Annotated in this window: 25 protein-coding genes; 9 read left to right on the top strand and 16 right to left on the bottom strand. The window is 33.2% G+C overall.

The genetic code is table 11. The features are described from left to right. Position 1: 1 nt before the first annotated feature. The 3 genes from tssD to gldB all read right to left on the bottom strand — a co-directional run bounded on the left by tssD (position 2) and on the right by gldB (position 2,053). On the bottom strand, positions 2 to 394 hold the full coding sequence (gene tssD, locus PQ462_RS03995) for a type VI secretion system tube protein TssD (protein ID WP_274252438.1): 393 nt from the start codon (positions 392 to 394) through the stop codon (positions 2 to 4). Positions 395 to 761: 367 nt separating this feature from the next. Continuing rightward, the gene (gldC, locus tag PQ462_RS03990; protein WP_012023870.1) at positions 762 to 1,097 is read right to left on the bottom strand and encodes a gliding motility protein GldC; all 336 of its coding nucleotides are present in this window, start codon (positions 1,095 to 1,097) and stop codon (positions 762 to 764) included. Then, positions 1,097 to 2,053 (bottom strand): gliding motility lipoprotein GldB, encoded by a 957-nt coding sequence (gene gldB, locus PQ462_RS03985; protein ID WP_274252437.1) that lies wholly within the window; start codon positions 2,051 to 2,053, stop codon positions 1,097 to 1,099. The genes gldC and gldB overlap by 1 nt, the downstream gene beginning before the upstream one ends. Positions 2,054 to 2,163: 110 nt before the next feature. On the opposite strand from gldB, the gene nadE reads away from it, so the two are divergent. Beyond that, on the top strand, positions 2,164 to 2,970 hold the full coding sequence (nadE, locus tag PQ462_RS03980; RefSeq protein ID WP_012023868.1) for an NAD(+) synthase: 807 nt from the start codon (positions 2,164 to 2,166) through the stop codon (positions 2,968 to 2,970). Between the two features lie 92 nt (positions 2,971 to 3,062). Beyond that, positions 3,063 to 3,692: a response regulator transcription factor gene (locus tag PQ462_RS03975; RefSeq protein WP_121362197.1), complete on the top strand. Its 630-nt coding sequence runs from the start codon at positions 3,063 to 3,065 to the stop codon at positions 3,690 to 3,692. Between the two features lie 86 nt (positions 3,693 to 3,778). On the opposite strand, the gene dnaG is transcribed toward PQ462_RS03975, so the two are convergent. The 5 genes from dnaG to PQ462_RS03950 form a co-directional block, all read right to left on the bottom strand. Further along, positions 3,779 to 5,848, bottom strand: coding sequence for a DNA primase (gene dnaG, locus PQ462_RS03970; protein WP_274252436.1), 2,070 nt, complete (start codon positions 5,846 to 5,848; stop codon positions 3,779 to 3,781). Between the two features lie 117 nt (positions 5,849 to 5,965). Next, on the bottom strand, positions 5,966 to 6,994 hold the full coding sequence (locus tag PQ462_RS03965; RefSeq protein ID WP_012023865.1) for a hypothetical protein: 1,029 nt from the start codon (positions 6,992 to 6,994) through the stop codon (positions 5,966 to 5,968). 72 nt (positions 6,995 to 7,066) lie between these two features. Next, on the bottom strand, positions 7,067 to 7,798 hold the full coding sequence (locus PQ462_RS03960; RefSeq protein WP_274252435.1) for a hypothetical protein: 732 nt from the start codon (positions 7,796 to 7,798) through the stop codon (positions 7,067 to 7,069). Then, on the bottom strand, positions 7,785 to 8,345 hold the full coding sequence (locus PQ462_RS03955) for an RNA polymerase sigma factor (protein WP_274252434.1): 561 nt from the start codon (positions 8,343 to 8,345) through the stop codon (positions 7,785 to 7,787). The genes PQ462_RS03960 and PQ462_RS03955 overlap by 14 nt, the downstream gene beginning before the upstream one ends. A gap of 202 nt (positions 8,346 to 8,547) precedes the next feature. Then, a complete protein-coding gene (locus PQ462_RS03950) occupies positions 8,548 to 9,525 on the bottom strand; it encodes a polyprenyl synthetase family protein (protein ID WP_274252433.1) in 978 nt (325 codons plus the stop codon). Between the two features lie 159 nt (positions 9,526 to 9,684). On the opposite strand from PQ462_RS03950, the gene PQ462_RS03945 reads away from it, so the two are divergent. Beyond that, positions 9,685 to 10,545, top strand: a complete 861-nt coding sequence (locus tag PQ462_RS03945) for a hypothetical protein (protein ID WP_274252432.1) — start codon at positions 9,685 to 9,687, stop codon at positions 10,543 to 10,545. 158 nt (positions 10,546 to 10,703) lie between these two features. Here the strand turns inward: PQ462_RS03945 and rlmN are convergent, their stop codons facing one another. Further along, positions 10,704 to 11,753 carry a 23S rRNA (adenine(2503)-C(2))-methyltransferase RlmN gene (rlmN, locus tag PQ462_RS03940; RefSeq protein ID WP_274252431.1) on the bottom strand — a complete coding sequence of 350 codons (1,050 nt, stop codon included), beginning with the start codon at positions 11,751 to 11,753 and terminating at the stop codon, positions 10,704 to 10,706. 424 nt (positions 11,754 to 12,177) lie between these two features. Here rlmN and PQ462_RS03935 point away from each other — a divergent pair, with 424 nt between their 5' ends. The 6 genes from PQ462_RS03935 to PQ462_RS03910 all read left to right on the top strand — a co-directional run bounded on the left by PQ462_RS03935 (position 12,178) and on the right by PQ462_RS03910 (position 16,981). Beyond that, positions 12,178 to 12,741 (top strand): YceI family protein, encoded by a 564-nt coding sequence (locus PQ462_RS03935; RefSeq protein WP_012023857.1) that lies wholly within the window; start codon positions 12,178 to 12,180, stop codon positions 12,739 to 12,741. 293 nt (positions 12,742 to 13,034) lie between these two features. Beyond that, entirely contained in the window at positions 13,035 to 13,604 is a 570-nt protein-coding gene (locus PQ462_RS03930; protein ID WP_274252430.1) for a YceI family protein, read from the top strand. A gap of 5 nt (positions 13,605 to 13,609) precedes the next feature. Then, positions 13,610 to 15,061, top strand: a complete 1,452-nt coding sequence (locus tag PQ462_RS03925; protein WP_274252429.1) for a hypothetical protein — start codon at positions 13,610 to 13,612, stop codon at positions 15,059 to 15,061. A 10-nt stretch (positions 15,062 to 15,071) separates the two neighbouring features. Continuing rightward, a complete protein-coding gene (locus PQ462_RS03920) occupies positions 15,072 to 15,623 on the top strand; it encodes a YceI family protein (RefSeq protein ID WP_274252428.1) in 552 nt (183 codons plus the stop codon). Positions 15,624 to 15,826: 203 nt separating this feature from the next. After that, positions 15,827 to 16,225: a hypothetical protein gene (locus PQ462_RS03915; RefSeq protein ID WP_274252427.1), complete on the top strand. Its 399-nt coding sequence runs from the start codon at positions 15,827 to 15,829 to the stop codon at positions 16,223 to 16,225. A gap of 114 nt (positions 16,226 to 16,339) precedes the next feature. Then, the gene (locus PQ462_RS03910; RefSeq protein WP_274252426.1) at positions 16,340 to 16,981 is read left to right on the top strand and encodes an O-methyltransferase; all 642 of its coding nucleotides are present in this window, start codon (positions 16,340 to 16,342) and stop codon (positions 16,979 to 16,981) included. Positions 16,982 to 17,183: 202 nt separating this feature from the next. Here PQ462_RS03910 and PQ462_RS03905 read toward each other — a convergent pair whose 3' ends face one another. The 7 genes from PQ462_RS03905 to PQ462_RS03875 form a co-directional block, all read right to left on the bottom strand. Next, a complete protein-coding gene (locus PQ462_RS03905) occupies positions 17,184 to 17,747 on the bottom strand; it encodes a phosphatase PAP2 family protein (protein ID WP_274252425.1) in 564 nt (187 codons plus the stop codon). A gap of 1 nt (position 17,748) precedes the next feature. Next, complete coding sequence (locus PQ462_RS03900; RefSeq protein ID WP_274252424.1) at positions 17,749 to 18,096, bottom strand: Sec-independent protein translocase subunit TatA/TatB; 348 nt, start codon at positions 18,094 to 18,096, stop codon at positions 17,749 to 17,751. A 104-nt stretch (positions 18,097 to 18,200) separates the two neighbouring features. Then, on the bottom strand, positions 18,201 to 20,438 hold the full coding sequence (locus PQ462_RS03895; RefSeq protein WP_274252423.1) for a M1 family metallopeptidase: 2,238 nt from the start codon (positions 20,436 to 20,438) through the stop codon (positions 18,201 to 18,203). Positions 20,439 to 20,504: 66 nt separating this feature from the next. Then, on the bottom strand, positions 20,505 to 21,011 hold the full coding sequence (locus PQ462_RS03890; protein ID WP_121362213.1) for a DUF6702 family protein: 507 nt from the start codon (positions 21,009 to 21,011) through the stop codon (positions 20,505 to 20,507). Beyond that, complete coding sequence (locus PQ462_RS03885; RefSeq protein WP_274252422.1) at positions 21,011 to 21,760, bottom strand: hypothetical protein; 750 nt, start codon at positions 21,758 to 21,760, stop codon at positions 21,011 to 21,013. The genes PQ462_RS03890 and PQ462_RS03885 overlap by 1 nt, the downstream gene beginning before the upstream one ends. Next, positions 21,750 to 22,478, bottom strand: a complete 729-nt coding sequence (locus tag PQ462_RS03880; protein ID WP_274252421.1) for a carboxypeptidase-like regulatory domain-containing protein — start codon at positions 22,476 to 22,478, stop codon at positions 21,750 to 21,752. Before PQ462_RS03880 ends, PQ462_RS03885 begins: the two co-directional genes overlap by 11 nt. Next, a complete protein-coding gene (locus PQ462_RS03875; protein ID WP_274252420.1) occupies positions 22,465 to 23,232 on the bottom strand; it encodes a carboxypeptidase-like regulatory domain-containing protein in 768 nt (255 codons plus the stop codon). Before PQ462_RS03875 ends, PQ462_RS03880 begins: the two co-directional genes overlap by 14 nt. Positions 23,233 to 23,358: the final 126 nt, after the last annotated feature.

The raw sequence follows: 23,358 nt of genomic DNA, 5'->3' as shown, positions 1-23,358 counted from the left end.
TCTATGAATTTTTCCAGTTATTTTCAAAAAGAGTATTTCCTATTTTTACTTCATTTGAAGAAATTAGAATTTCGGTAACCATAGGAACTGATCCTTCACTTTTGAAACTTTTATGAAGCGATATGCAATAGGCTTTTTTAAAGGTTACATTTTTCATAGTACTCATAGCATCTCTTCGATAGAAAATAATTTTTCCATCTTTTACACTTGTCTGCGAAACCATCCAGTCCGAAAACAAATCAGTTTGGGTGCTTTCTATAACAAGTTTTATCTGTCCGCCTTTTGCTTTATTGGCCGGTTTTCCATTAGTATCAACATTTTGAATAAAATGAACATCAAATTCTAAGACATTAAAAATTTCGTTGTCTAATTCTAATTTTGCTAAAAAACTCATTTGTATATTATTTTTATTAATTACTGGACATGTGGCTTTTATGTGATGATACTTATGGGGGTTAAATTTTTAAAAGACAATATTTAATTTTAACATCCATACGATATCGATTAAATAAATGTATTGGTATTACAATTCCAAGGTGTACCTCTAGACGGCATAAAACTATCAGAATAAGACATTTTTGATTGTTTACAAGAAGGATACTCAATGTCTTTAAGTTTTGGCAGGATTAATTAACTGCATAAAAAAAACGCTGTAAAACTCAAGTGTTTCAGCGTTTTTTTTATGCAGTTAATGTTCAAAAAAAATCCCAAATTCCAGTTTTGCAATTGGAATTTGGGATTTTAAAATATTGGGTTTTCTATTATTTAGTCAGCTCCAGTTTTTCTGCAAAGTAGTCGCAGAAGTCTTTCATTGTGTCTGACATTTTTTCGTCATCGGTTGCACGTTTAAAAGTATCAGCCATTGCTACTAAAGTCTGGTGAAAGAAAATTTTCATTTCGTCTACCGGCATATCTTTTGTCCATAAATCAATACGCATTGTTTCCTGCGCTTTACTGTCCCAAATTGACAGCATAATAGCTTTTGCTTCTTCTGCAAGAACACCACCGTCCTGAGCGCTCCAGGTTAATTTTTCGGGAACGCGGTTTTCGTCTAATTCGACGTTGAATTTAATTTCTGATTTTATTGTATTTGACATTATTTCTTAGGTTTATATTTTGATTTTTCGAAAATTTCTTTTGCATTTACTTTTAATAATTCTGACAGCGAAACGTTATTATTTTTCATATACGAACGTACAATCTGCCATCCAATCCAGGCACCCACTCTTCCCGGTGAATCGTTATCTATTTCGAGATAGAATTTAGAAAACGGAGCCGGCACTATAAAACGTGTTGTTAATTTAGGATCTAAACTATACAGCATTTCGTTTTCAAGAAAATAACGCCACATATAGCTTTCATTTTCTTCGCACCATTTTATCTGTTCAGGTTTATAACCCATTTTTTCGGCATCGGTATATTGAGGCAGAAGCAAATCTTTTGCGTACAATTGTTTTCCTTCAAAAATCATCTGAGATATTAAATTTTTATCAGGATAAGACGGAATGTTTCGGTAGGTAAAACTCGAAACTACATCTGGCATAATTTGTCTTTCCTCAAAATTGTATTTTAAATAATTTGGAAACTCATAAAACTTGTGCTCTCTTCCTAAATACAACTCTAAGGCAACAATTACAAGACTGTCTGCATAAATTGCTTTTGCATTATAATCCATTTCACCAATTACTGTAATAACTTTTGGTGTTTTTGTTTTTGGAAAATAATATTTTACATGTTTAAAAAGTTCGTTAAACTCTTCACGAACAGGCTCAAAATTGGCGTATTTTTTTTGCACTTCATCATAAACTTCTCTCCAGATTGGTTCTTTCATTTTTTGAAGCCAGACGTTGTCATCATTTCCTTCTGGAAAAAAGAACGGATATTGTTTTTTAACTTTAGCCAGATCTTCTGGTTTGGTTTCGAAAAACACTTTATCAAAACGTTCTACTTTAATATCAACCGGAATTTCTTCAACCTCTTTTTCAACCTTTGTTTTTTGGTCACAAGACAAAAAAAACAAGCACAGAACCACTACAAAGCGATACATTTTCATTTTATTTTAATTAGATTTGTGTTGCTGGAATTAGATTACATATATATGATATCTGTAATCAAAAATAATTCTGCAAATATACATCCCTGTATCTTAAATCTTGAACTATTATGGCTAAAAAAAGCACAATTCAAACAGAAAAAGTAAATACCCATATTGTTGAATGGTTAAAAAATTATGCTGCTAACGCAAAAGTGAACGGTTTTGTGATTGGAATTTCCGGCGGAGTTGACTCTGCAGTGACTTCTACCTTATGCGCACAGACTGGTTTACAGGTTTTATGCGTAGAAATGCCTATCCATCAGGCTGAAAGTCAAGTTTCTAGAGGAAGAGAACATATTGAGCAATTAAAAAAGCGTTTTCCAAATGTTTCGAGTGTAGAAACTGACCTTACTTCAACTTTTGAAGCTTTTAAGAGCTCCGTGCCAACCTCAAAAGATTCAACAAAAGTTAATTTATCATTAGCCAATACAAGAGCACGTATAAGAATGACTTCTTTGTATTATTTAGCAGGAATAAACGGGCTATTAGTAGCAGGGACAGGCAATAAGGTCGAAGATTTTGGTGTAGGATTTTATACAAAATACGGAGATGGCGGCGTAGATTTGAGTCCGATTGCCGATTTAATGAAATCTGATGTTTATGCTTTAGGAGAGTTTTTAGAGATTCCAAAATCAATTTTAACAGCTGCTCCAACAGACGGTCTTTTTGGCGATAACAGGACAGATGAGGATCAATTAGGGGCAAGTTACGACGAATTAGAATGGGCAATGATCGCCTCAGAGTCAGGAAATACGGCAGATGACTTTAGCGGGAGAGAAAAATCTGTCTTTGAAATTTATAAAAGATTAAACACCAGTAATAAGCACAAAATGGATCCAATTCCGGTTTGTTTAATCCCAAAAACGTTAAAATAAATATTTTAACATTTGTCTGCAATATATTACAGAATTTATTTATTAATTTTACAGTTCCAAAAACATGATAACAATTCTAAAAAGGTAAAATTATGATTAAAGTATGTCTTGCAGACAATCATCCTGTGACTCACTTTGGCGTTAAGTCTTATTTTAAAGACCACGATCAAATTTCAATTGTTGCCAACGTAGGCAATTTTTCAATGGTTAGAGATATTCTTCAAACGAAGGAAATCGACATTCTAATCTTAGATTTAGAATTAGAAGGCCTTTCAAGTATCTTCGAAGTAAAATCTATTTTGAAAAATTTCCCAAAAACAAAAATTGTAATTTTCAGTGACTTGGCTGAGCAAATGTATGCTCCAAATGCTATTAAAGCTGGAGTATCCGGGTATGTACACAAAACAGAAAAACTTGAAACTTTAGGTCTTTCTATTATTAAAGTACACGAAGGAAAAATTATCATCAACGAAACAGTTCGCAAAAACATGGCCCTTATTGCTAAACAAAGCAAAAGCGAACGTTTGTACAGAAAACTTTCTAACCGTGAAATCGAGGTTTTACGTTATTTAAGTGATGGTAAGAAAAACAATGAGATTTCTAAAATCTTAAGTCTGAACGAAAAAACGATCAGTACTTACAAACTAAGATTGTTAACTAAACTAAATGTTACCAATTTAGTTGATTTAGTTAATAAAGCTAAGACTTTAGAAATTATTTAATTTCGGTGGTATCCTGATTTACTTTCGTAAATCATCAACCATAAAAAAAGCTCTATATTGTTAATCAGTATAGAGCTTTTTGATTTTTATCCGCCATGGTAAGGAACTACTACTCTTCCTAATTTTTTTGAAAAATTATTCAGCAATTTAGAATAATCAACTACCATCATCAATAATTCAGAATTATCTTCCTGCGGATCAGAAATTAATGAATGTTTTAAATCATGAATGATTTTTGAAACTAAAAACCATCGCATCGAAAATATGGTATCTGAAACATTTTGTTCGATTGTTACATTTTTATGCTTCGGAAAAATATTCTGCCCTTCCCAATTATGAATGGTAACTTTTTCATCTTCCATTAAAATATTGGTTACTTCCTGAGCAAAATCAGGATTGAGGTGCATTAAATATTTATCCAGACTAAAGGTTTCGTTTTGATTATAATAATCAATTAATCCTGAAAAAATATTCTGAAAAAGAGCATTTGATAGTTCTACCTCGTCTTCCTGCAGACTCAGATAAATTTTTTCATAAACCTTATACCTTCGCTTTTCACTTACCTCTTTAACATTTCCTTCTTCATCAGCTTTTAAAAAAACATCTTCAAAATCTTCTTCTACGCTTCCGTACAGCAATAATATCTCTATAACTTTTCTTTCAAAGCCATACAAAATATCTACTTTTTCTGCTGTTTCCTGTGGATAACCCGGTTCTTCCGGATAATAACCATCAGGTGGTCCTGTTCTTGGGTCTTCAGGATCTCCTCCTGAAAAGCCTGTATTTGGCGGCGGATTTCTAAAAACCTGAAACGGTTTTTGTTCCTGTTTTTGCTTTTTATTTGCTTCGGCAAGATCTTTTTGAACCAGCTGTGCCAGAGTACTCACCAAAACCTGCTCAGAGATTTCCATGATTCGGGCACATTCCTGAATATAGACTTCTCGCTGAATACGATCTGGTATTTTAGAAATACTCGTGACCATATCACGAATCAAATCGGCTTTTTTTATAGGATCATTTTTAGCTTCTCCCATCAGGATTGAAGCTTTAAATTGTATAAAATCTTTACTGTTGTTTTCCAGATACGCTACAAGATCATCATGTGAATTTTTTCGGGCAAAACTATCCGGATCTTCTCCATCAGGAAAGGCGCAAACTCTTACATTCATCCCTTCTTCCAGAATCAAATCGATTCCACGAATAGAAGCCCTAAGTCCGGCCGCATCTCCGTCAAAAAGTACAGTAATATTTTTAGTTAAACGATTAACAAGTCTAATTTGATCCGGTGTTAAAGCAGTTCCGGAAGAAGCCACAACGTTCTCAATTCCAGCCTGATTAAACTGAATAACATCTGTATACCCTTCTACTAAATAACAATTATTTAGTTTGGCAATAGATTGTTTTGCCTGAAAAATTCCGTAGAGAACTTTACTTTTATGGTAAATATCACTTTCTGGTGAATTGAGGTATTTTGCTGCTTTTTTATCGTTGGTTAAAATACGTCCTCCAAAACCCAAAACGCGTCCCGACATACTGTGAATTGGGAACATTACACGACCTTTAAAACGGTCAAAAGGACGATCCTCTCTCGCAATGGTTAAACCTGTGCTTTCCAGAAATTCTAATTTATATCCTTTTCCCAGAGCCTCTTTTGTTAAAGCATCCCAGGTTTCAGGAGAATATCCTAAAGCAAATTTCTTGATGGTTTCATTAGTAAATCCTCTTTCTTTAAAGTAAGATAAACCAATTGCTTTTCCTTCTTCAGAATTAACTAAAACATCCTGAAAATACTTCGCAGCAAATTCTGAAACCAAATACATACTTTCACGAACATCGGTCATTGCTTTTTCAGCATCTGTTTGTTCGGTTTCTTCAATTTCGATATTGTATTTTTTAGCCAGATACCGAATTGCTTCAGGATAGGTGAAATGAGAGTGTTCCATCAAAAAGGCTACTGAGTTACCGCCTTTTCCGGAACTAAAATCTTTCCAGATTCCTTTTGCAGGTGAAACCATAAACGATGGTGAGCGCTCATCTGAAAACGGACTCAGACCTTTGTAGTTACTTCCTGCACGTTTTAAATTGACAAAATCGCCAATAACCTCCTCTACTCGAGCGGTTTCAAAAACAGCGTCTATTGTACTTTGTGAAATCAAAACGTAAATTATTTTTAAAAAATTAGAGCCTGTAAAAGTACGCAAATCCAACCTGAATTTACAAAAAAAGTGCCTCTTTCGAAACACTTTTTCTACTAACTAAACTCAACTTTATTTCTAATTTAAATCGAGACGTAATCCTAAAGAAATATTATTTTCTTTAACTAAATTATCCTGAAACAACGGATTTAAATCGTATTTAAAATACAAACTCACATCTCTGTAACCGATATAAGAACTTAATCCGTAGATAAAATTATTTACATTATAATCGCCTTTGATTCTTGTTTTGTATTTTAAATCGTCTTCTTCAAACTTCAAAATCTGTTTTGATTTTACATTTATACCTGCATAACCTCCCACTCCAAAACGGAAACTTTTATGAGTTTTGAAATATGTTTTTCCATTTTTTTCAATAGGTCTCGTAAAATCAAATTCTAAATGTACTGGAACAGCCAAATAGACATTTCTAAAACGGGATTCTGTTAAGTGAATCGAATTGACTTCCAGATTAGTCTGGTCTCCGTTTACCACAAAAGTCCTGTTATTTGTTGGACGGATATTGTTGTACATTAATGAAAGCCCGTATTTTGCATGAAGCAGATTATCGTTTTTCATTAATCGTGAGTTATAAGTAAAACCCCATTCGTAAAAATGCGAACCTATAAAACTATAATTTGAATCCTGCAGTTTTCCGTCAACCATAGTATTGTTTAAACCCATGGCAAATACAAACTGCGAAGTAGTTCTTTTTTCTCCGTGAATCGAATCTTTGTCTCGTTTTGGTGATTTCCATCGAATCATGTAAACCTTTGAAGAATCTTCTTTTATTTTTCCGTCTACTTTTTTCTGAACCAAGTCATTTAATTCATTTTGAGCCAGAGTTACTTTTTCTTCTATAATTACAGCTCTCGCTTCTGCCAATTCTTTTTTGCGTTTATCAGCTTGTTCCTGCGTGATTTTACCTTCAGACAACTGAACATTTATGGCTTCTATTTCTTCTTTTAAAGCTTCTTTCTCTTCTTTGGTGATTTTCTCTATTTTATTGGCAATTCTTTTCGCTTCAGACTCAAAAGTTTCCTGTCCTATCACTTTGCTTACTACTAAAAAGAAGAAAAGTATAAGATAAATGGTAAAATTTTTCATAATTGATTGTTTTAAAATGATTGATGATTTGATTGATGATGATTTTTTAATTGTTATTTTAAATATGAATTGTTATTTCTTTTCTTCCTGATTTCTGTTTGACAAAGCCACTTTAACTTCCTGAAGATTTTTGTTCACCTTTGTAATTACTTTTTCTCTAAAAGAAAGTTCTAACTCGCCGTCGACCTGATCCAGCAAATCAGCCGCATTGATTTTTACTTTGGCTTTTTTAACCTTGTTTGCGTTTTCTGCCAAAACTTTATTTTCGGCAGTTTCAAGCAGTTGGTCAATGTTTTCTTTCTTTTGGTTTTCGGCAATTACAGTTTGATTGTTGTTTGTTGATTGTTTTTCCTGATTGTTTTTGATGATGATTGAAGACTCCGCTATTTGATTTGATTGATTTTTAAGAGCTTTATTTGATGGTTGATTAATATTATTTTCTTTTTTATTTGATACAGATTTTGAAGTTTCTGTTGAAGATTTTTCTGCAATTACAGTTTCAGTTTTAACAGAATCGATAGTATTTATAACTGGTTTTATAATAGAATCTTTTTCAGCATTTTCTTCGATTACTACATTTTTTGATGTTTGAATGTCTTCCTTCTGATTAAAAAAGAAAGTTCCAACTAATAAAACCCCTACAACACTTGCTGCGATGTACAACCATTTTTTGCTTTTCTTTTTAGGTTTTTCTTCGGCAACACTCAACATAGCATCTAATCGATCCCAGGCTTTTTCGCTTGGTTCAATTTTTCGCTGGTTGAGCTTTTCACGGAAATCCTTTTCAAAATTATTCGGTTCCATTATCTTGTTTTTTTAAAATAGTAATTTGTGTTTGCAGCATTTTTCTGGCGTGCGATAATTGTGATTTCGATGTTCCTTCATTAATTCCTAACATCTTGGCAATTTCATTGTGTTTATAACCTTCTATGGCGTATAAATTGAAAACCATTTTATAACCATCTGGCAGGGCATCTATTAAATACTGAATTTGTTCTACTGTAAACTGACTGTCGATTTCATTGAAACTTTCTTCGACAAAAAATTCGTCTTCGGCAAATTTTACTTTTTTCTGAACTCTTAAATACGAAATGCATTCGTTAACCATAATTCTTCGAATCCAGCCTTCAAAACTTCCTTTGTGTTCAAAGTTTTTTAGATTCGTAAATACTTTCATAAAAGCCGTAATCATTACATCTTCTGCCAGCTGAATGTCCTTTATATACTGCCGGCATACACTTAACATTTTTGGAGAAAACCTGCAGTAAATCTGCTGCTGTGCCTGTCGATTATTTTCGACAGCCAGCTTTATGATTTTGGTTTCTTCGTGATGTAAATGAATAATTTTCATTAATACGCTTTTCGGTTTTTGGTTTTAGAAACAGACTTCTATCAGCATAGACGATTGTCGATTTAAAATGGTTGCATGAGGTATAAAAAAATTCAATAAAAAAATTTAAAATTTCAATAAAACAAAAATAGACAACTGATTTACAACAAAGTAAACCAATTATCTAATTGACAATTTTTTCTAAATTATTTAATTGCAGAAATTATTTTTTTCTTTCAATAACATAGTTTACCATTAAAGTAAGCGCTGCTTTGAATTCAGAATCCGGGTAATTTTCTAAAAGAGAAAGTGCTTCCTGCTGGAACTGCACCATTTTGTTTTCGGCGTAAGCCAAACCATTATTATTTTTTACAAAAGCAATAACTTCTTTTACGCGTTTTTTGTCTTTGTTATGGTTTTTAATGGAGTTGATAAGCCACTTTTTTTCCTGCGGTGTGCAGGTATTTAAAACGTGAATTAAAGGCAGCGTCATTTTTTGCTCTTTAATATCGATTCCGGTTGGTTTACCAATGGCTTCTTCGCTGTAATCAAACAAGTCATCTTTGATCTGGAACGCCATTCCTATAAGTTCACCAAACATTCGCATATTCTCAACCTGAACATCATCTTCAATTACAGCTTTTGCACCAAGTGCACAACACGCGGCAATAAGTGTTGCCGTTTTTTTTCTGATGATTTCGTAGTAAACATCTTCTGTAATATCAAGTCTGCGGGCTTTTTCTATTTGAAGCAATTCACCTTCGCTCATTTCGCGAACGGCTACAGAAATGATTCGAAGTAAATCAAAATCGCCGTTATCAATAGAAAGCAGTAATCCTTTTGAAAGAAGATAATCTCCAACTAAAACAGCAATTTTGTTTTTCCAAAGCGCATTGATTGAGAAAAATCCGCGGCGGCGATTACTATCGTCTACAACATCGTCGTGAACCAAAGTTGCCGTATGAATTAATTCAATAACCGATGCCCCGCGATAGGTTCTTTCGTTTACAGTACCGCCAGAAACCATTTTTGCAGTAAGAAACACAAACATCGGACGCATTTGTTTTCCTTTTCTGTTTACAATATAATAGGTAATCCTGTTGAGCAGTGCAACCTTTGAGGTCATCGATTCATGGAACTTTTTTTCAAAAAGTTCCATCTCGGCAATAATGGGCTGTTTTATTTGTGAAGTAATATTCATTTCGATTCCAAATATACTATTTTAAATAAAAAAACGTTGTCTATTTTATGTTAGTATATTAACAATTTCAACACTAATTTAAAAAACAATCCAAAAACACCTCAATCTAATACTAATTTGAATTCATTAATTAAAAGTAAAACCAAAAAACTATTTATTATGAAAACAAAATTTTTATTAATTGGAACATGTATCGCTTTATCACTATTTACAAGCTGTAATTCTGATGAAAACACAAATGACGGAACGAGTAAAGTAATTACAAACGACGAGATTATTGCAAATGCTAAAATAGATGCCTCAATAGATGATGTTACTAATATTGCTGAAGATCAATTTAGTTCTCAGCTAAATATTAATAATAAACCTTCCGGAAATATTAAAAACTTTTTGCCTGGCTGCGCTGTTACAACAACGGTTTTAACGAATAATACTTTTACAAAAACAGTAGATTTTGGCGTTGACGGCTGTACGCTTGACAACGGAAATATAGTAAAAGGAAAAATGGTGGTTTCATTTTCTAATGATTTTTCGGCTTCTACACAAACAATCAGTTATACTTTTGAAGGATTTTATCACAATGGCAAAAAACTACAGGGAAGCAAAAGCATAATTCGAACTGTAAAATCAACTGATTTACTGGCAGAAGCACATCTGGTTTCGACTGCAGCAATTGATTTAACGATTACTTTTGACGATGGAAGTGTTTACAGCAGAAAAGGTTCTCTTGTAAAAGAAATGACTGCGGGTTACAACACCTGGTTTAATTGGGAAGATAATGTATTTGTGGTTACCGGAAGCGGTACTACAACTTTACCAAACGGAGATACTTATTCAGCAGAAATTACAACGCCATTAGAATTTAAAGCTTCATGCAGAAAATCGTTTGCTGTAAAAGGAATTGTTTCTGTAACTAAAAACGGGGCTTCGGCTGTTATTGATTATGGCAATGGAGATTGTGATACGCTGTCTTCTGTAACAAAAGACGGCGTAACAGAAGAAATCGATTTGAAAAAATAGTTCCCTTTTTGCCCAGAAAAAAAGCATTAAAAACAAGATTCACCCTCGTTTTTAATGCTTTTTTATTATCACTCAAATGTCTAAATGGGACATTTTATACTGTCATTATTTTTTTTACCGACGAGATGTTCCCACCGGAATATTTAATCCCGCAGGGATTATACTTCTGCTTCTTTGTTTGCTAATTGTCCGCAGGCTGCATCGATATCTTTTCCGCGGCTTCGGCGTACTTTTACCACAACACCAATATTCTCTAATGCTTTTATATAAGCCAGAATAGACTCTTCTGAGGCTTGCTGGAATTCTCCGTCATCAATTGGGTTGTATTCAATTAAATTGACTTTACACGGCACATATTTACAAAATTTCACTAAAGCATCAACAGAAGCTTTATCGTCGTTAATTCCTTTCCAAACGACATACTCGTATGAAACTTTACTTTTGGTTTTTCTGTACCAATATTCTAATGCTTCTCTTAAATCTTTTAAAGGAAAGTTTTTACTGAAAGGCATAATCTTCGCACGGGTTTCATCAATCGCAGAATGAAGAGAAACCGCCAATTTGAATTTCACATCATCATCGGCCATTTTCTTAATCATTTTCGGGATTCCGGATGTTGAAAGTGTAATACGTTTTGGAGACATTCCTAAACCTTCTGCCGATGTAACCATATCGATTGCTTTAATGACATTATTATAGTTCATTAAAGGTTCACCCATTCCCATAAAAACAATATTCGAAAGAGGATGATTATGATACAAACGGCTTTCTTTATCGATGGCCATAATCTGGTCATAAATTTCTCCCGGTTCCAAATTTCGCATACGTTTTAATCTTGCAGTAGCACAGAAATTACAGTCTAAACTACAGCCAACCTGACTCGAAACACAAGCTGTTGTTCTGGTTTCTGTTGGAATTAAAACTGACTCTACTACTAATCCATCATGCAGGCGTACAGCATTTTTTACTGTTCCGTCGTTACTGCGCTGCATGGTATCTACCTTAATATGGTTGATAACGAAATTTTCTTCGAGCATAGAACGTGTTGTTTTGGCAACATTCGTCATATCCTCAAAGCTATGTGCTCCTTTGCTCCACAACCATTCATAAACCTGATTGCCTCGAAATGCTTTGTCGTTATTGGCAACAAAAAAATCTCGTAACTGATCTTTTGATAAGGCTCTTATGTCTTTTTTCTCAATTTGCATGCTGCAAAGTTAATCACTTTTGTCATTTTTTTTGATTTTTAGATGCATTCTTGGCCAAAACCAAAAAATCTGAGAGAAAATATCCTTGTTTTACCCGCAATATTCAAATATAAAACTTGCAGTAACACATTTCTATTTCTTTAACAGAAAGAAAGAATTGAAACAATATTATTTGTTTGTTCTTCCCTAAACAACTTAACACACAAATAACCAAACAATTACCACCCAAAACTATTTAGCACCTGACTTCAATTTAAGTTTATCCTTTCTGCTTACTCTTAACTATAAGAATTTAATAAAGCTTTTACCATGATTTTTATCATTTCATATCCTTTGAGTGCGTGATAAATTTGGCCTAAGAAATAAGGTTAGTTCGCAGCCACTTTAGAACTCTCCTAATTAAAATTAACCTATACACATCAAAATGAAAACAATTAAATCAATCCTAACAGCAATTATTTTCACTACCCTTACATTCCAAGTAAACGCACAAAGAACTTATACCGTAGTAGATACTAAATCGACTTTTGAGGTTGCCGGAACTTCTACCGTGCACGATTGGGTAATGAGATCTACAGAAGGAACAGGTATTGCAAACCTAACCGTTAAAGATTCTAAACTTGCCGGCATAAACAGCTTAACTATTACATTATTAGCAGAAAGCTTAAAAAGCTACAAATCAAGCATGGATCAGGTTGCTTACGAAGCCTTAGATACAGAAACACATAAAAACATTCAATACGTTTTAAAATCTGCAGTAAAAGTAGACGATACAACCTGGAATCTAACAGGAGTTTACACAATTGCCGGTGTAAGTAAAGAATACCAGACTCAGGTAAAAATTACTTCTATAAACGGCACTTTTATTTTACAGGGTTCTAATCAAATCACTTTTGGCGATTTTGAAATGACACCTCCAAAAGCAGCTCTTGGAGTGGTGAAAGCTGGAAAAGACCTAACGGTGATTTTCAACATCACTTTGAGCTAAACAGAAATCTTTTTTAGAACCAGGTTTCAAGAATGGAACTTGGTTCTAAAACTTCAAAAACTAACAATTTTCGTAAAAATCAATACTCTTTTTTTTCTTGCTGATTGATTCCCTTAAATGAAAACGTTGTAGTTATTAAATACTTATTTAATAAAATTTTAACAATGACTTTTATCATGTATAACACTGAATTATAAGCAGATCTTTGATACAAGTTAAAACAGCATCTTTAGTACTAAACAGAAAAACGGCCTACACATTAACTTATTCTTAACAATATAAACATGATAAAAATGAAAACCAATAAACTAAAATTAATCGCAGCTATAATTACTTTCTTTGGAATTACTTCAATTGCTACAGCGCAAAAATCATACACTTTAGACTCTAAATCTACTTTCTCTGTTGCGGGAACTTCAACACTTCATGACTGGGAAATGAAATCAGCATCTGGAACCGGGACAGCAAACTTAACAATTGCCAATTCAAAGCTTAGTGAGATCGAATCTCTATCAGTAACACTTTTAGCTGAAAGTGTAAAAAGCGAGAAAAAAAGCATGGATAAAGTAGCGTATGAGACTTTAAAAACAGATAAAAACAAAAACATTAAATACGTTTTAAAATCTGCCGAAAAAGTAAACGAAACGATTTGGGAACTAACCGGAACTTATACAATTGCCGGAGTAAGCAAAGTATACAAAACGACAGTAAAAACAACTGTTACAAAAGATGGGTTAAATCTTCAGGGAACAAATAAAATCACTTTTACTGATTTTGGAATGAAATCTCCAACTGCAATGCTTGGAACTATTAAAACCGGACAAGATTTAACTATAAAATTCAATTTAAACTTTAATTTATAACCGCCATGAAGAAGATTTATATCCTGTTTATTACCCTTATCAGCACATTTGCTGTTAATGCACAAGTTAGTTTTGGAAACATGCAAAACCAAATTTCCAGAGGAAAAGACGGTATCAACGTTTTCGACGTACAAAAGGACAATAGAGAATTTAAAGGCCTTAGTATTGACCTTGGTGGTGCTTTCAATATGGATTTTCAAGCAACAAATTCATTCAACGATCAGCCTGCTGGTTCTACAACTACAACCAATACAGCTGCCGGAACTACAGTTAGAACAATTACCGGATATCGTTTAATGAATACTGAAAACAATTTTACGCTTCCTGGAGCTGATATGTATCTTGGCGCTCAATTGTTTGACGGAGTAAGAGTGAATCTAGATATTTATTTAGCCTCAAGACACCACAATGATTCTTATGTAAAAGGAGGATACTTGCAAATTGACAAGTTAGACTTCATCAAAAAAGACTTCCTGGCTGATGTAATGAAATATGCTACAATTAAAATTGGGCAAATGGAGAACAATTTTGGTGATGCACACTTTAGAGGTTCTGATAATGGTAATACAATTAGAAATGCATTTGTTGGAAACAACATTATGTATTCTTTCACTACAGAAATGGGTATGGAGGTTTACTACAACAGAAATGGATTGGTAAGTATGTTAGGTGTTACAAATGGTAATTTAAATCAAAGTAATGAAGAAGTTTTTTACACTGCCGGGCCAAACACTAATACAACGCACAGCCCTTCAATCTTAGCTAAATTGGGTTATGACAAACAACTTAATGAAGATTTAAGAATAAGATTAACTGGCTCTTATTACCATAATGCAAATCTTGGTAACGCAAACATATATTCTGCTAATAGATCAGGATTTGGTTATTGGGGTATATTGAATAATAACGCTTATAAAAATACTATAACTAAGACCGACGCTGATGGTAATGTTATTTCTACAACTACTACTGATGTTCCTACTAGTTTCAGTAAAACATCAACTCCAGAAGCAACGTTCAACCCTAATTTCAAAAATTGGGCTACAACATACATGATTAACCCTTTTGTGAAATATAAAGGACTTGAATTCTTTGGAACGATCGAATTAGCTTCAGGTGGAGACAAAGCTGGTACTGACGACAAACGTACTGCTAATCAATATGCTTCTGAGCTTATTTACAGATTTGGAAAAACAGAACAATTCTACCTTGGAGGAAAATACAATACTGTATCTGGAAAATTATCTAATGCCGATGCTAAAAAGGTTACCGTAGATAAATTTGAAGCAAGTGCCGGCTGGTTTATGACTAAAAACATTTTAGCTAAGTTAAACTACGTTAACCAAAACTATAAAGATTACTCACAATTTACAGGAGATCCTGCTGCTGGAAATCCAAACAATTTTTATGGCGGTAAATTTAATGGTTTAGTATTCGAAGCAACAATTGCATTCTAATATAAAAAAAATGAAATCAAGATTTCAAATATTAATTACGGGTTTAGCAGTTTTCTTTTTCTTAGGAAGTGCTAAACCCACTTTTTTTCCAGAAGATACAACCGTGGTAATAAACAAAATAAAGATAGAAATTACCGGAGTATCAACTGTTGGCAAATACAACTGCTCTAACACCTTTTCTAAAAAGGATACAGTTTATGTAAATTCAGTTAAAAAGAACACTTTTAATACCGAAATCAAAATGTCAAACTTTGATTGCGGCAACAAAATAATGACTAAAGATTTACAGGGAACTGTAAAAGTGAAACAATTTCCAAACAGCACGGTTTCTATTACAGATATTAAACCATGCGGTAAAAACTACAAATGCAGATTAAATTTTTATATCACAGATAAAACATTAAAATACAAAGACTTCATTTTATATAATACCGATGATAAAATTCAGGGAACACTTAGTTTAAAATTCTCTGATATAGAACTGGAACCGCCCGTAAAAATGGCTGGTTTAATAAAAGTTAAAGATGATATTGTAATCAATTTCAGCCTGTACAAAGACTAAAAAACACAGCTTCAAACACTTCTCAATTTTCAACTAAAAAAAATTACTTCAACTTTTTAAAACTAAAAAAGTTTGGCACAAGAATTGTCTTGCACTCAAAAGAAAAATAATCTTACAAAGGGCGCCGTTATTTTAAAATTTGTATTTTTATTATTCCACTTTATAACCTTTTAAATTTTTATAACCTAAAAAAGACATTCATTATGAAAAAACAAATTTTAAGTTTAGCTGTTGTTGCATTATTAGCATTTGGGGTTCAATCTTGTGAGAAAAAAGAAACTAAACCTGCCGATGAAGAATTAACTCTTGGAAACAGAGTAGATTCATTAACTACAGATATTGAAGAAGTAAAAGACAGCGCTGTAAGCAAAGCCGAAAGTGCTGCCACAAAAGCAAAAGACGCTACACAAAACGCTGCTGCTGACGTGAAAGATGCTACAAAAAAAGCAGCAACAGATGTTGAAAATGCAGCAAAGAAAACCGCGACTGATGTAAAAGACGCAACTAAAAAAGGCGCAGAAAAAGTTGAAAATGCGGCTAAAGCTGCCAAAGACGGAACTGTAAAAACAGCAAAAGATGTAAATGAAGCTTTGAAAAAATAAGCTTTCAAATTAAAACTAAAAACGAAAAGCCATTCTTAAACCGAATGGTTTTTTTATGCAAAAAAGCCAGCGGATATTTTTTGTATTTTTGCATTCAATTAGAACAACTACAACATGCATTTTATATCACAAGAATTAGAAGATTATATCGAACAGCATTCTGAAAATGAACCAGAATTATTAGCAAAACTTAATAAAGAAACGTACCAGAAAATACTTTTACCGAGAATGCTTAGCGGACATTTTCAGGGTCGTGTTTTAAGCATGTTGTCCAAATTAATCCGTCCTGTAAATATTCTTGAAATCGGGACTTATACAGGTTATGCAGCGCTTTGCCTATGCGAAGGAATGCAGGAAAACGGACAATTGCACACTATTGACATTAAAGAAGAATTAGTCGATTTTCAAAGAAAATATTTTGATGCATCACCTTGGGGAAAACAAATTTTTCAGCATTTAGGCGAAGCTGTCGATATTATTCCAACCATTGATGTAAAATTTGACTTGGTGTTTATTGATGCAGATAAGGAAAATTACCTCAATTACTGGGAAATGATTGTTCCAAAAATGAATAAAGGCGGTATTATTTTATCTGATAACGTTTTATGGAGCGGTAAAATACTTAAACCTGTTCATCCAAATGATACGAGTACAAAAGTACTTTTAGAATACAATCAGCTTTTAAAAGATGATCCAAGAGTAGAGACGGTTTTGCTGCCAATTCGTGATGGGCTGACGGTAAGCAGAGTTTTATAGACGCTGAGGTTCTAAGTTACTAAGCTGCTAAGGTACTAAGGATCTAATTTTATATATTTTTTCCAGCTAAAGCTGAAAAAAGGAGATTTAAACATAAAAAAGGTTTTAGCCAAATACTCAGTGTATTTTAGCTAAAACCTTTTTTATTTTGCTCTTTAAAAAAACTTAGAGCCTTAGTATCTTAAAAACTCAGAACCTTAAACTATCCTGGAAAATATTGCGGTTTCAATCTTCGATAAGCTAAAAAGATCAGGAACCCAAAAAGCGCTCCAAAGAAATATCCAGTTAGAATATCTCCCGGATAATGTAATCCTAAATAAATTCGGCTGTAAGCGAAAATTAAAGGCCATAAAAACAATAACCCGAAATATTTAAAATGACGTTTTAAAACCAAATATAAAAAGGTTGCAACCGCCATTGTATTTGCCGCATGACCAGAAAAGAAACTATAAGAGTTCCTAACCATAACAACTCTTATAATTGATTTGATGTCTGGATTATTGCATGGACGTAAACGCTGAAAAGTATGTTTAAACAAATTACAGGTCTGATCTGTAAAAGCAATTAAAACAGCCACAAAAAGTAGAATATAAAGTGTTTGCTTTCCTCCTATTTTTTTGTAAATAAGATAAAACAGCAACAAGAAAAATGGAGTCCAATAAGCCTGATTGGTAATAAAAATCCAGAATTTATCGTATGTTTCAGACCCTAATCCATTTAGATATACTAATAAATTAACATCTAATTGTTCTATTTTTTCAAGCATATTATCTTTGGCGTTTTATAGGTCCGGAAAGCGAATCGATATCTTCTTTTACTTTATCAATTTCTGTTGCGGTATCACCCAGCAAATTAGTTGAATCGCCTAATAAATTAGATTTTGCGCTTTCAATTTCAGCATTGATATTACCCGTTAAATTATTCAAAGATCGTGTATCAAGGCCATTTGCCTCTGCTCCTTTTTGAATTTCACTTTTAATATCATTGGTCGCATTTTTTAACTGCGCCATAGCCTTACCCATTGTACGGGCAATTTCCGGCACTTTATCTGAACCAAAAAGCATTAGTACTATAAATAATATGAATACTAATTCTCCTCCTCCTATACCAAACATATCTTTTATTTTTGTGTGTCCACAAAGATATTAAATTTTGAAGCGCACAGTTTTAAAATTTACTTAAAAAAAAAGACTCTTTTCAGAGTCTTTTAGGTTTATTCTTAGTCAAATTTTGATTTTTGTTCAACTTTTGGCCATGAATTATTTGTTACATCAATATCAGCCGTAAGCAGTTTTGGATCTATCTGAATACTTTTAATAGCCTTTGCAGCTGCATAAACTTTTTTCGCTGTATCATTATTTTTTCTCCAGATCTGAGCAGGATATTGGTAATTATCTTTTGTGCCATCTTCATAAGTGATCTCAACCAAAATTGGCATAATCATACCGCCTGGTTTATTGAATTCAACTTCGTAGAAATATTTAGGCGATTTAATACTTGCTTTTTCTTCAGCTGTAAAAGTCTGGTCAACATAATCAGCCAGTGTTTTAAAATCTTCTACTTTTAATTCTTTTTTCTTAGAAGCATTAACTTCAGGATTATCCCCTGCAACTAAATACACGAATGGTCCTTTTTCGAATCCAAAACGTCCTTTTCTCACTTTTACATCTTTAATATCAGCAGTCGGCGTATCAGAAACATAATATTGTTTTACATCTTTAATTCCGATATCTACGAAATCAGTTGAATAGAACCATCCTCTCCAGAACCAGTCTAAATCTACCGCAGATGCATCTTCCATAGTTCTAAAGAAATCCTCTGGGGTTGGGTGTTTAAATTTCCATCTGTTTGCATAGGTTTTAAAAGCATAATCAAACAAATCTTTCCCCATAACTACTTCTCTCAAAATATTAAGACCTGTAGCCGGTTTTCCGTAAGCGTTATTTCCAAATTGGTGAATCGTTTCAGAGTTTGACATAATTGGCTCTAAAAACTTCTGATCACCGCTCATATAAGGAACGATATTTTTTGCAGGTCCGCGTCTTGATGGAAAAGTTGGATCCCACTCCTGCTCTGCCAGATATTCTAAGAATGAATTTAAACCTTCATCCATCCAGGTCCATTGACGCTCATCAGAGTTTACAATCATCGGGAAGAAAGTATGTCCAACTTCGTGGATAATAACCCCAATCATTCCGTTTTTAACTTCTTTGCTCGTTACTCCGTTTTCATCCGGACGACCAAAATTCCAGCAAATCATTGGATATTCCATTCCCTGATCTTCTGCAGAAACTGAAACCGCTTTTGGATAAGGATAATCGAAAGTATGAGAAGAATAACTTTTTAAAGTATGCGCCACAACTAATGTAGAAGTTTCTCCCCAAAGCGGGTTTGCTTCTTTTGGATAAACAGATTCAGCCATAACCGTTCTGTTTCCAATTTTTACAGCCATTGCATCGTAGATAAATTTTCTAGAAGAAGCAATTCCGAAATCACGAACATTTTTAGCACTGAACTTCCATGTTTTTTTCTTTTCAGAAAAACCTTTTTCAGCCGCTTCTGCTTCTGCCTGAGTTACGATTACAACTGGTTTGTCAAATGATTTTTGAGCCTGCTCATAACGTTTAACCTGTTCTGCAGTAAAAACTTCGCTTCTGTTTGTTAATTCTCCCGTTGCATCAATTATGTGATCTGCAGGAACTGTAATATTTACATCAAAATTTCCGAAAGGAAGAGCAAACTCTCCGCTTCCCCAGAACTGCATATTCTGCCATCCTTCAACATCATTGTAAACTGCCATTCTTGGGTAGAACTGTGCAATTACATATAATTTATTACCGTCTTTTTCGAAAAATTCATAACCAGAACGTCCGCCTTCTTTTCTGTAGTTGTTGATGTTATACCACCATTTTATAGAAAATGAAATTTTTTCTCCCGGTTTTAAAGGCGAAACCAGATTGATACGCATCATAGTTTCGTTGATAGTATAAGACATTGGATTTCCTTTTGCATCTTTTACCTGCTCAATATTAAAACCGCGCTCTAAATCTTTTTTCAAATATTTTGTTGAGAAACCTTCAAGCGGTAAAACCTGATTGATTTTTTCTCCTTCAGCTAAAACAGTCTGTCCGTTTGCTCTTGCCTGATTTTGATCTAACTGAATCCATAAATACTCTAAAGTATCTGGTGAATTGTTAGAATAAGTAATGGTTTCTGCACCTGTTAATTTTGAATTTTTATCATCTAATTCAACATCAATTTTATAATCGGCCTGCTGCTGGTAATAAGCAGGACCAGGTGCTCCAGATGCTGTACGGAACATGTTTGGTGTCGCCAGCAAATCGTACATCTGGCTGAATTTGTTGGTATCGTATTTACCTTGCTGTCTAGGCGCAGTAGTTTTCTCCTGAGCGATTAACATTGCAGGAAAAAGCAATAATAATGAAATTTTTTTCATAAAATTTTGATGGTAATTTTGTCAGGCTGTGAAAATAATAATTAAAACATTAATCTGACTTATTAATTAATACTTTAACAATTCTTTCCTTGAAGATTCTGTAAAAAGAACACTTCTTTTGGTGCCAAATGCTGAAATATGTGTAATATTCTGCTGTTCGCCGTTCCAGTCAACCAAGATGGTATTTGAAATTTCGATAGTTTTAAACTTATCAATTTCCTTTATTCTGGAATAACAAACCAGTACATCGCCGGCTTCAACTTCTTTAGACAAAAAAGTAATAGGTTTTGTCTGTCCGTTTATTTTTATAGTAAAATTTTCTGCGAGATATTTTTTAAATAAATCAAGGTCAGCCTGTGTTTCTTTTTCTGTACCTACAAAGGTTTTCTTATGGTATTTTTTCTCCATTGCATTATTCAAATCATCAATAAAAATGCGTGATGTAATTTGAATCATCTTTTTTTCTGCAGCATATTCTACCTGAAAAACACCCACATAAAATTTATGAAATGCAAAAGCAGAAAGCGATAAGAATAATATTCCCAGTAAAGGATAAAACCATTTTTTTTTCATTATTGAGCGGCATTCACTTTTTTAAATTCGGCATTTTTGTTGATTAAAAAATCAATCAGCTCAAATTTCTGATCTTCATTAAGATGTCTTTTTGATTCTGGATCGTTAGAACAATACATCAAAAACAAATCAACTTCATCTGGTTTTAAACCCAGTGTTTTAGTATAAAAATCAGGTTTAAAATTTGCTTTAGAATATTCAACAAAAGCAATATCTGAGATTACTTCTTCTTTTTCATTATTTTTAGAAAGAAGCTTTTTAACATCTTTAAAAATTCGAACAAAATCAGTTCCGTATTTAATCGTTTGATCAGAATACATTACTGTATTTTTTGCAGTCGATTGTTTATCATCTTCAAACTGCATATCAACATATTTCTGAGTGTTGCTGTCGAGTGATTTTACTTTTAAATCTTTACGAACTAAAACCTCTTTTAATTCATTACTAACCAAATCTAATGACACAGAGAAAAGAATCTGCGAGCAGTCTTTCTCTGTTAAAACAATTTTTTTAGACTGAAAGGCTATACCGGTAAAAAGCAGTGTATCTTTTGGCTGAGCCAAAATATCAAACAATCCGCCCGGACCTATAAAAGTTCTGGATTTTGCATTAATATTCATAACATAACCACTTTCTATAGCAAGTGATTTGTTCGTAACCTGACCGTGCAGCGACTTTCTTGTACCGTTTTGTCCAAGCATTATTTGACAAAATAAGCAAACAACGAATACTCCTAGTTTATTTTTCATTTTCGAGAATTATTAGATATTTTCGGGCTAAATCTGTTATCAAAAACATACTCATTGTTTTGTTCTTTGTATTCAAAGATACGGCAAAATCGGCATCATCCACACAATATAATTGAAATCCTTTAATATCATCTGCCGGAATTTTCAATCTTTCGGTATAATAATTCTCATCAAAAAGATATTCTATTTTTCTAAAAAGAGCTTCTTTTTTCTCAACATTCACCTCTTTTTTCAGCATTGCGGTACGACCGGAAATCCCATTTAAGATTTTATCTACAGATGTTGAAGTCGCTGTATAAACCTTTCGTTCTGCTGGTGTATATGTTTTTTGCCCGCGGGGCACAATTCCTAAATTTTCTGCCGTAATTCCGTAATTATCATTAACAACTACCTCTTTTAACTCAATTTCTTTAGCCTCCATTTTAATTACAAGCAGGCTCAAATTCATATCTTCTGCCGAAATCCTGCGTTTAAGCGGCTCTAAATTTACTGCCGAAAAAACCAAAACATCCCCTTCTTTGACAACAATAGAAAACCTGCCGTCATTATCTGAAACAGTCGAAACCTGTGTATCATTATTAATAATATTTACGCTGGTAACCGAAGTAGATTTTTCGAAAATTTGACCTGAAATTTCTTTAGAAGAAGCTTTTTGCCCCAAACTTAACTGCGCAAAAAACAAAAATAAGGCGATATAAAAAATATTATTTCCTTTCACCTGCAATGATTTCTTTATATTTTACAGCCAATTCGCCCAATAAAAATTCAGTCGAAGTTTTATTTTTAGAATTTAAGATAGTAGTAAACTGTTTATTTTCTACAGCATAATATTCAAAGCCTTTTACATATTCTGCCGGAATTTTTAACCGCTCAACAAAATGTTCCAGACTAAACATTCTTTCTAATAATTTCATAAAAAACTCTTTCTTTTCTACTTCAACTTCTTTTTTCAGCATCGCTGTTCTGCCTGATAAAAAGTTTAATAACGGATCTGCCGAGATAGATCCGCCAGCCATCGTTCCGGCATTTGCAGTAGCATCGAGCGCTGTAGCCGTACGAAGTTTTCTTTCAGCTTCAGTATAACTTTTCTGTCCAGAAGGCACAATTCCCAAAGCCACAGCATTTATATTATCATATCTTTTAATTACAACTTCTTGTAATTGATGCATAACCAAATTCATTTTGACTGTAAAGTTTAAATCAGTAAAATTTTCACAAGTCAGCAAAACCCTGTTTTCTTTAAACTGAATAGAAGAAAATACAAGTACATCATCTGGTTTAGCCAAAATTGAAAAAGCTCCCAAGGAATTGGTTGTTGTCATTGTTTCTGTTTGAGCATTTACAACATACACACCTTCCAAATCATTTGTATTTGAAGTAATTTTTCCGTCAATAACAGCACGTTCCTGATTTTGCGACCAGGAATTCTGACTTATAACTGCTACCAAAAAACAAACAATACTCTTTGTCAAAATGAATAAATTAGAAAATTATTAAAAAGGTAAAAATATCCTAATGTCTTCCAAATATAGTATTAACGAGTTGGTAAAAATATGTTAATTAAACTATCATTTTAGTAATTTCAGGAGCGACACATT

The sequence above is a fragment of the Flavobacterium sp. KACC 22758 genome, assembly GCF_028736135.1.
Lineage (GTDB): Bacteria > Bacteroidota > Bacteroidia > Flavobacteriales > Flavobacteriaceae > Flavobacterium > Flavobacterium johnsoniae.
This window is presented reverse-complemented; position numbering and strand designations above follow the sequence as displayed.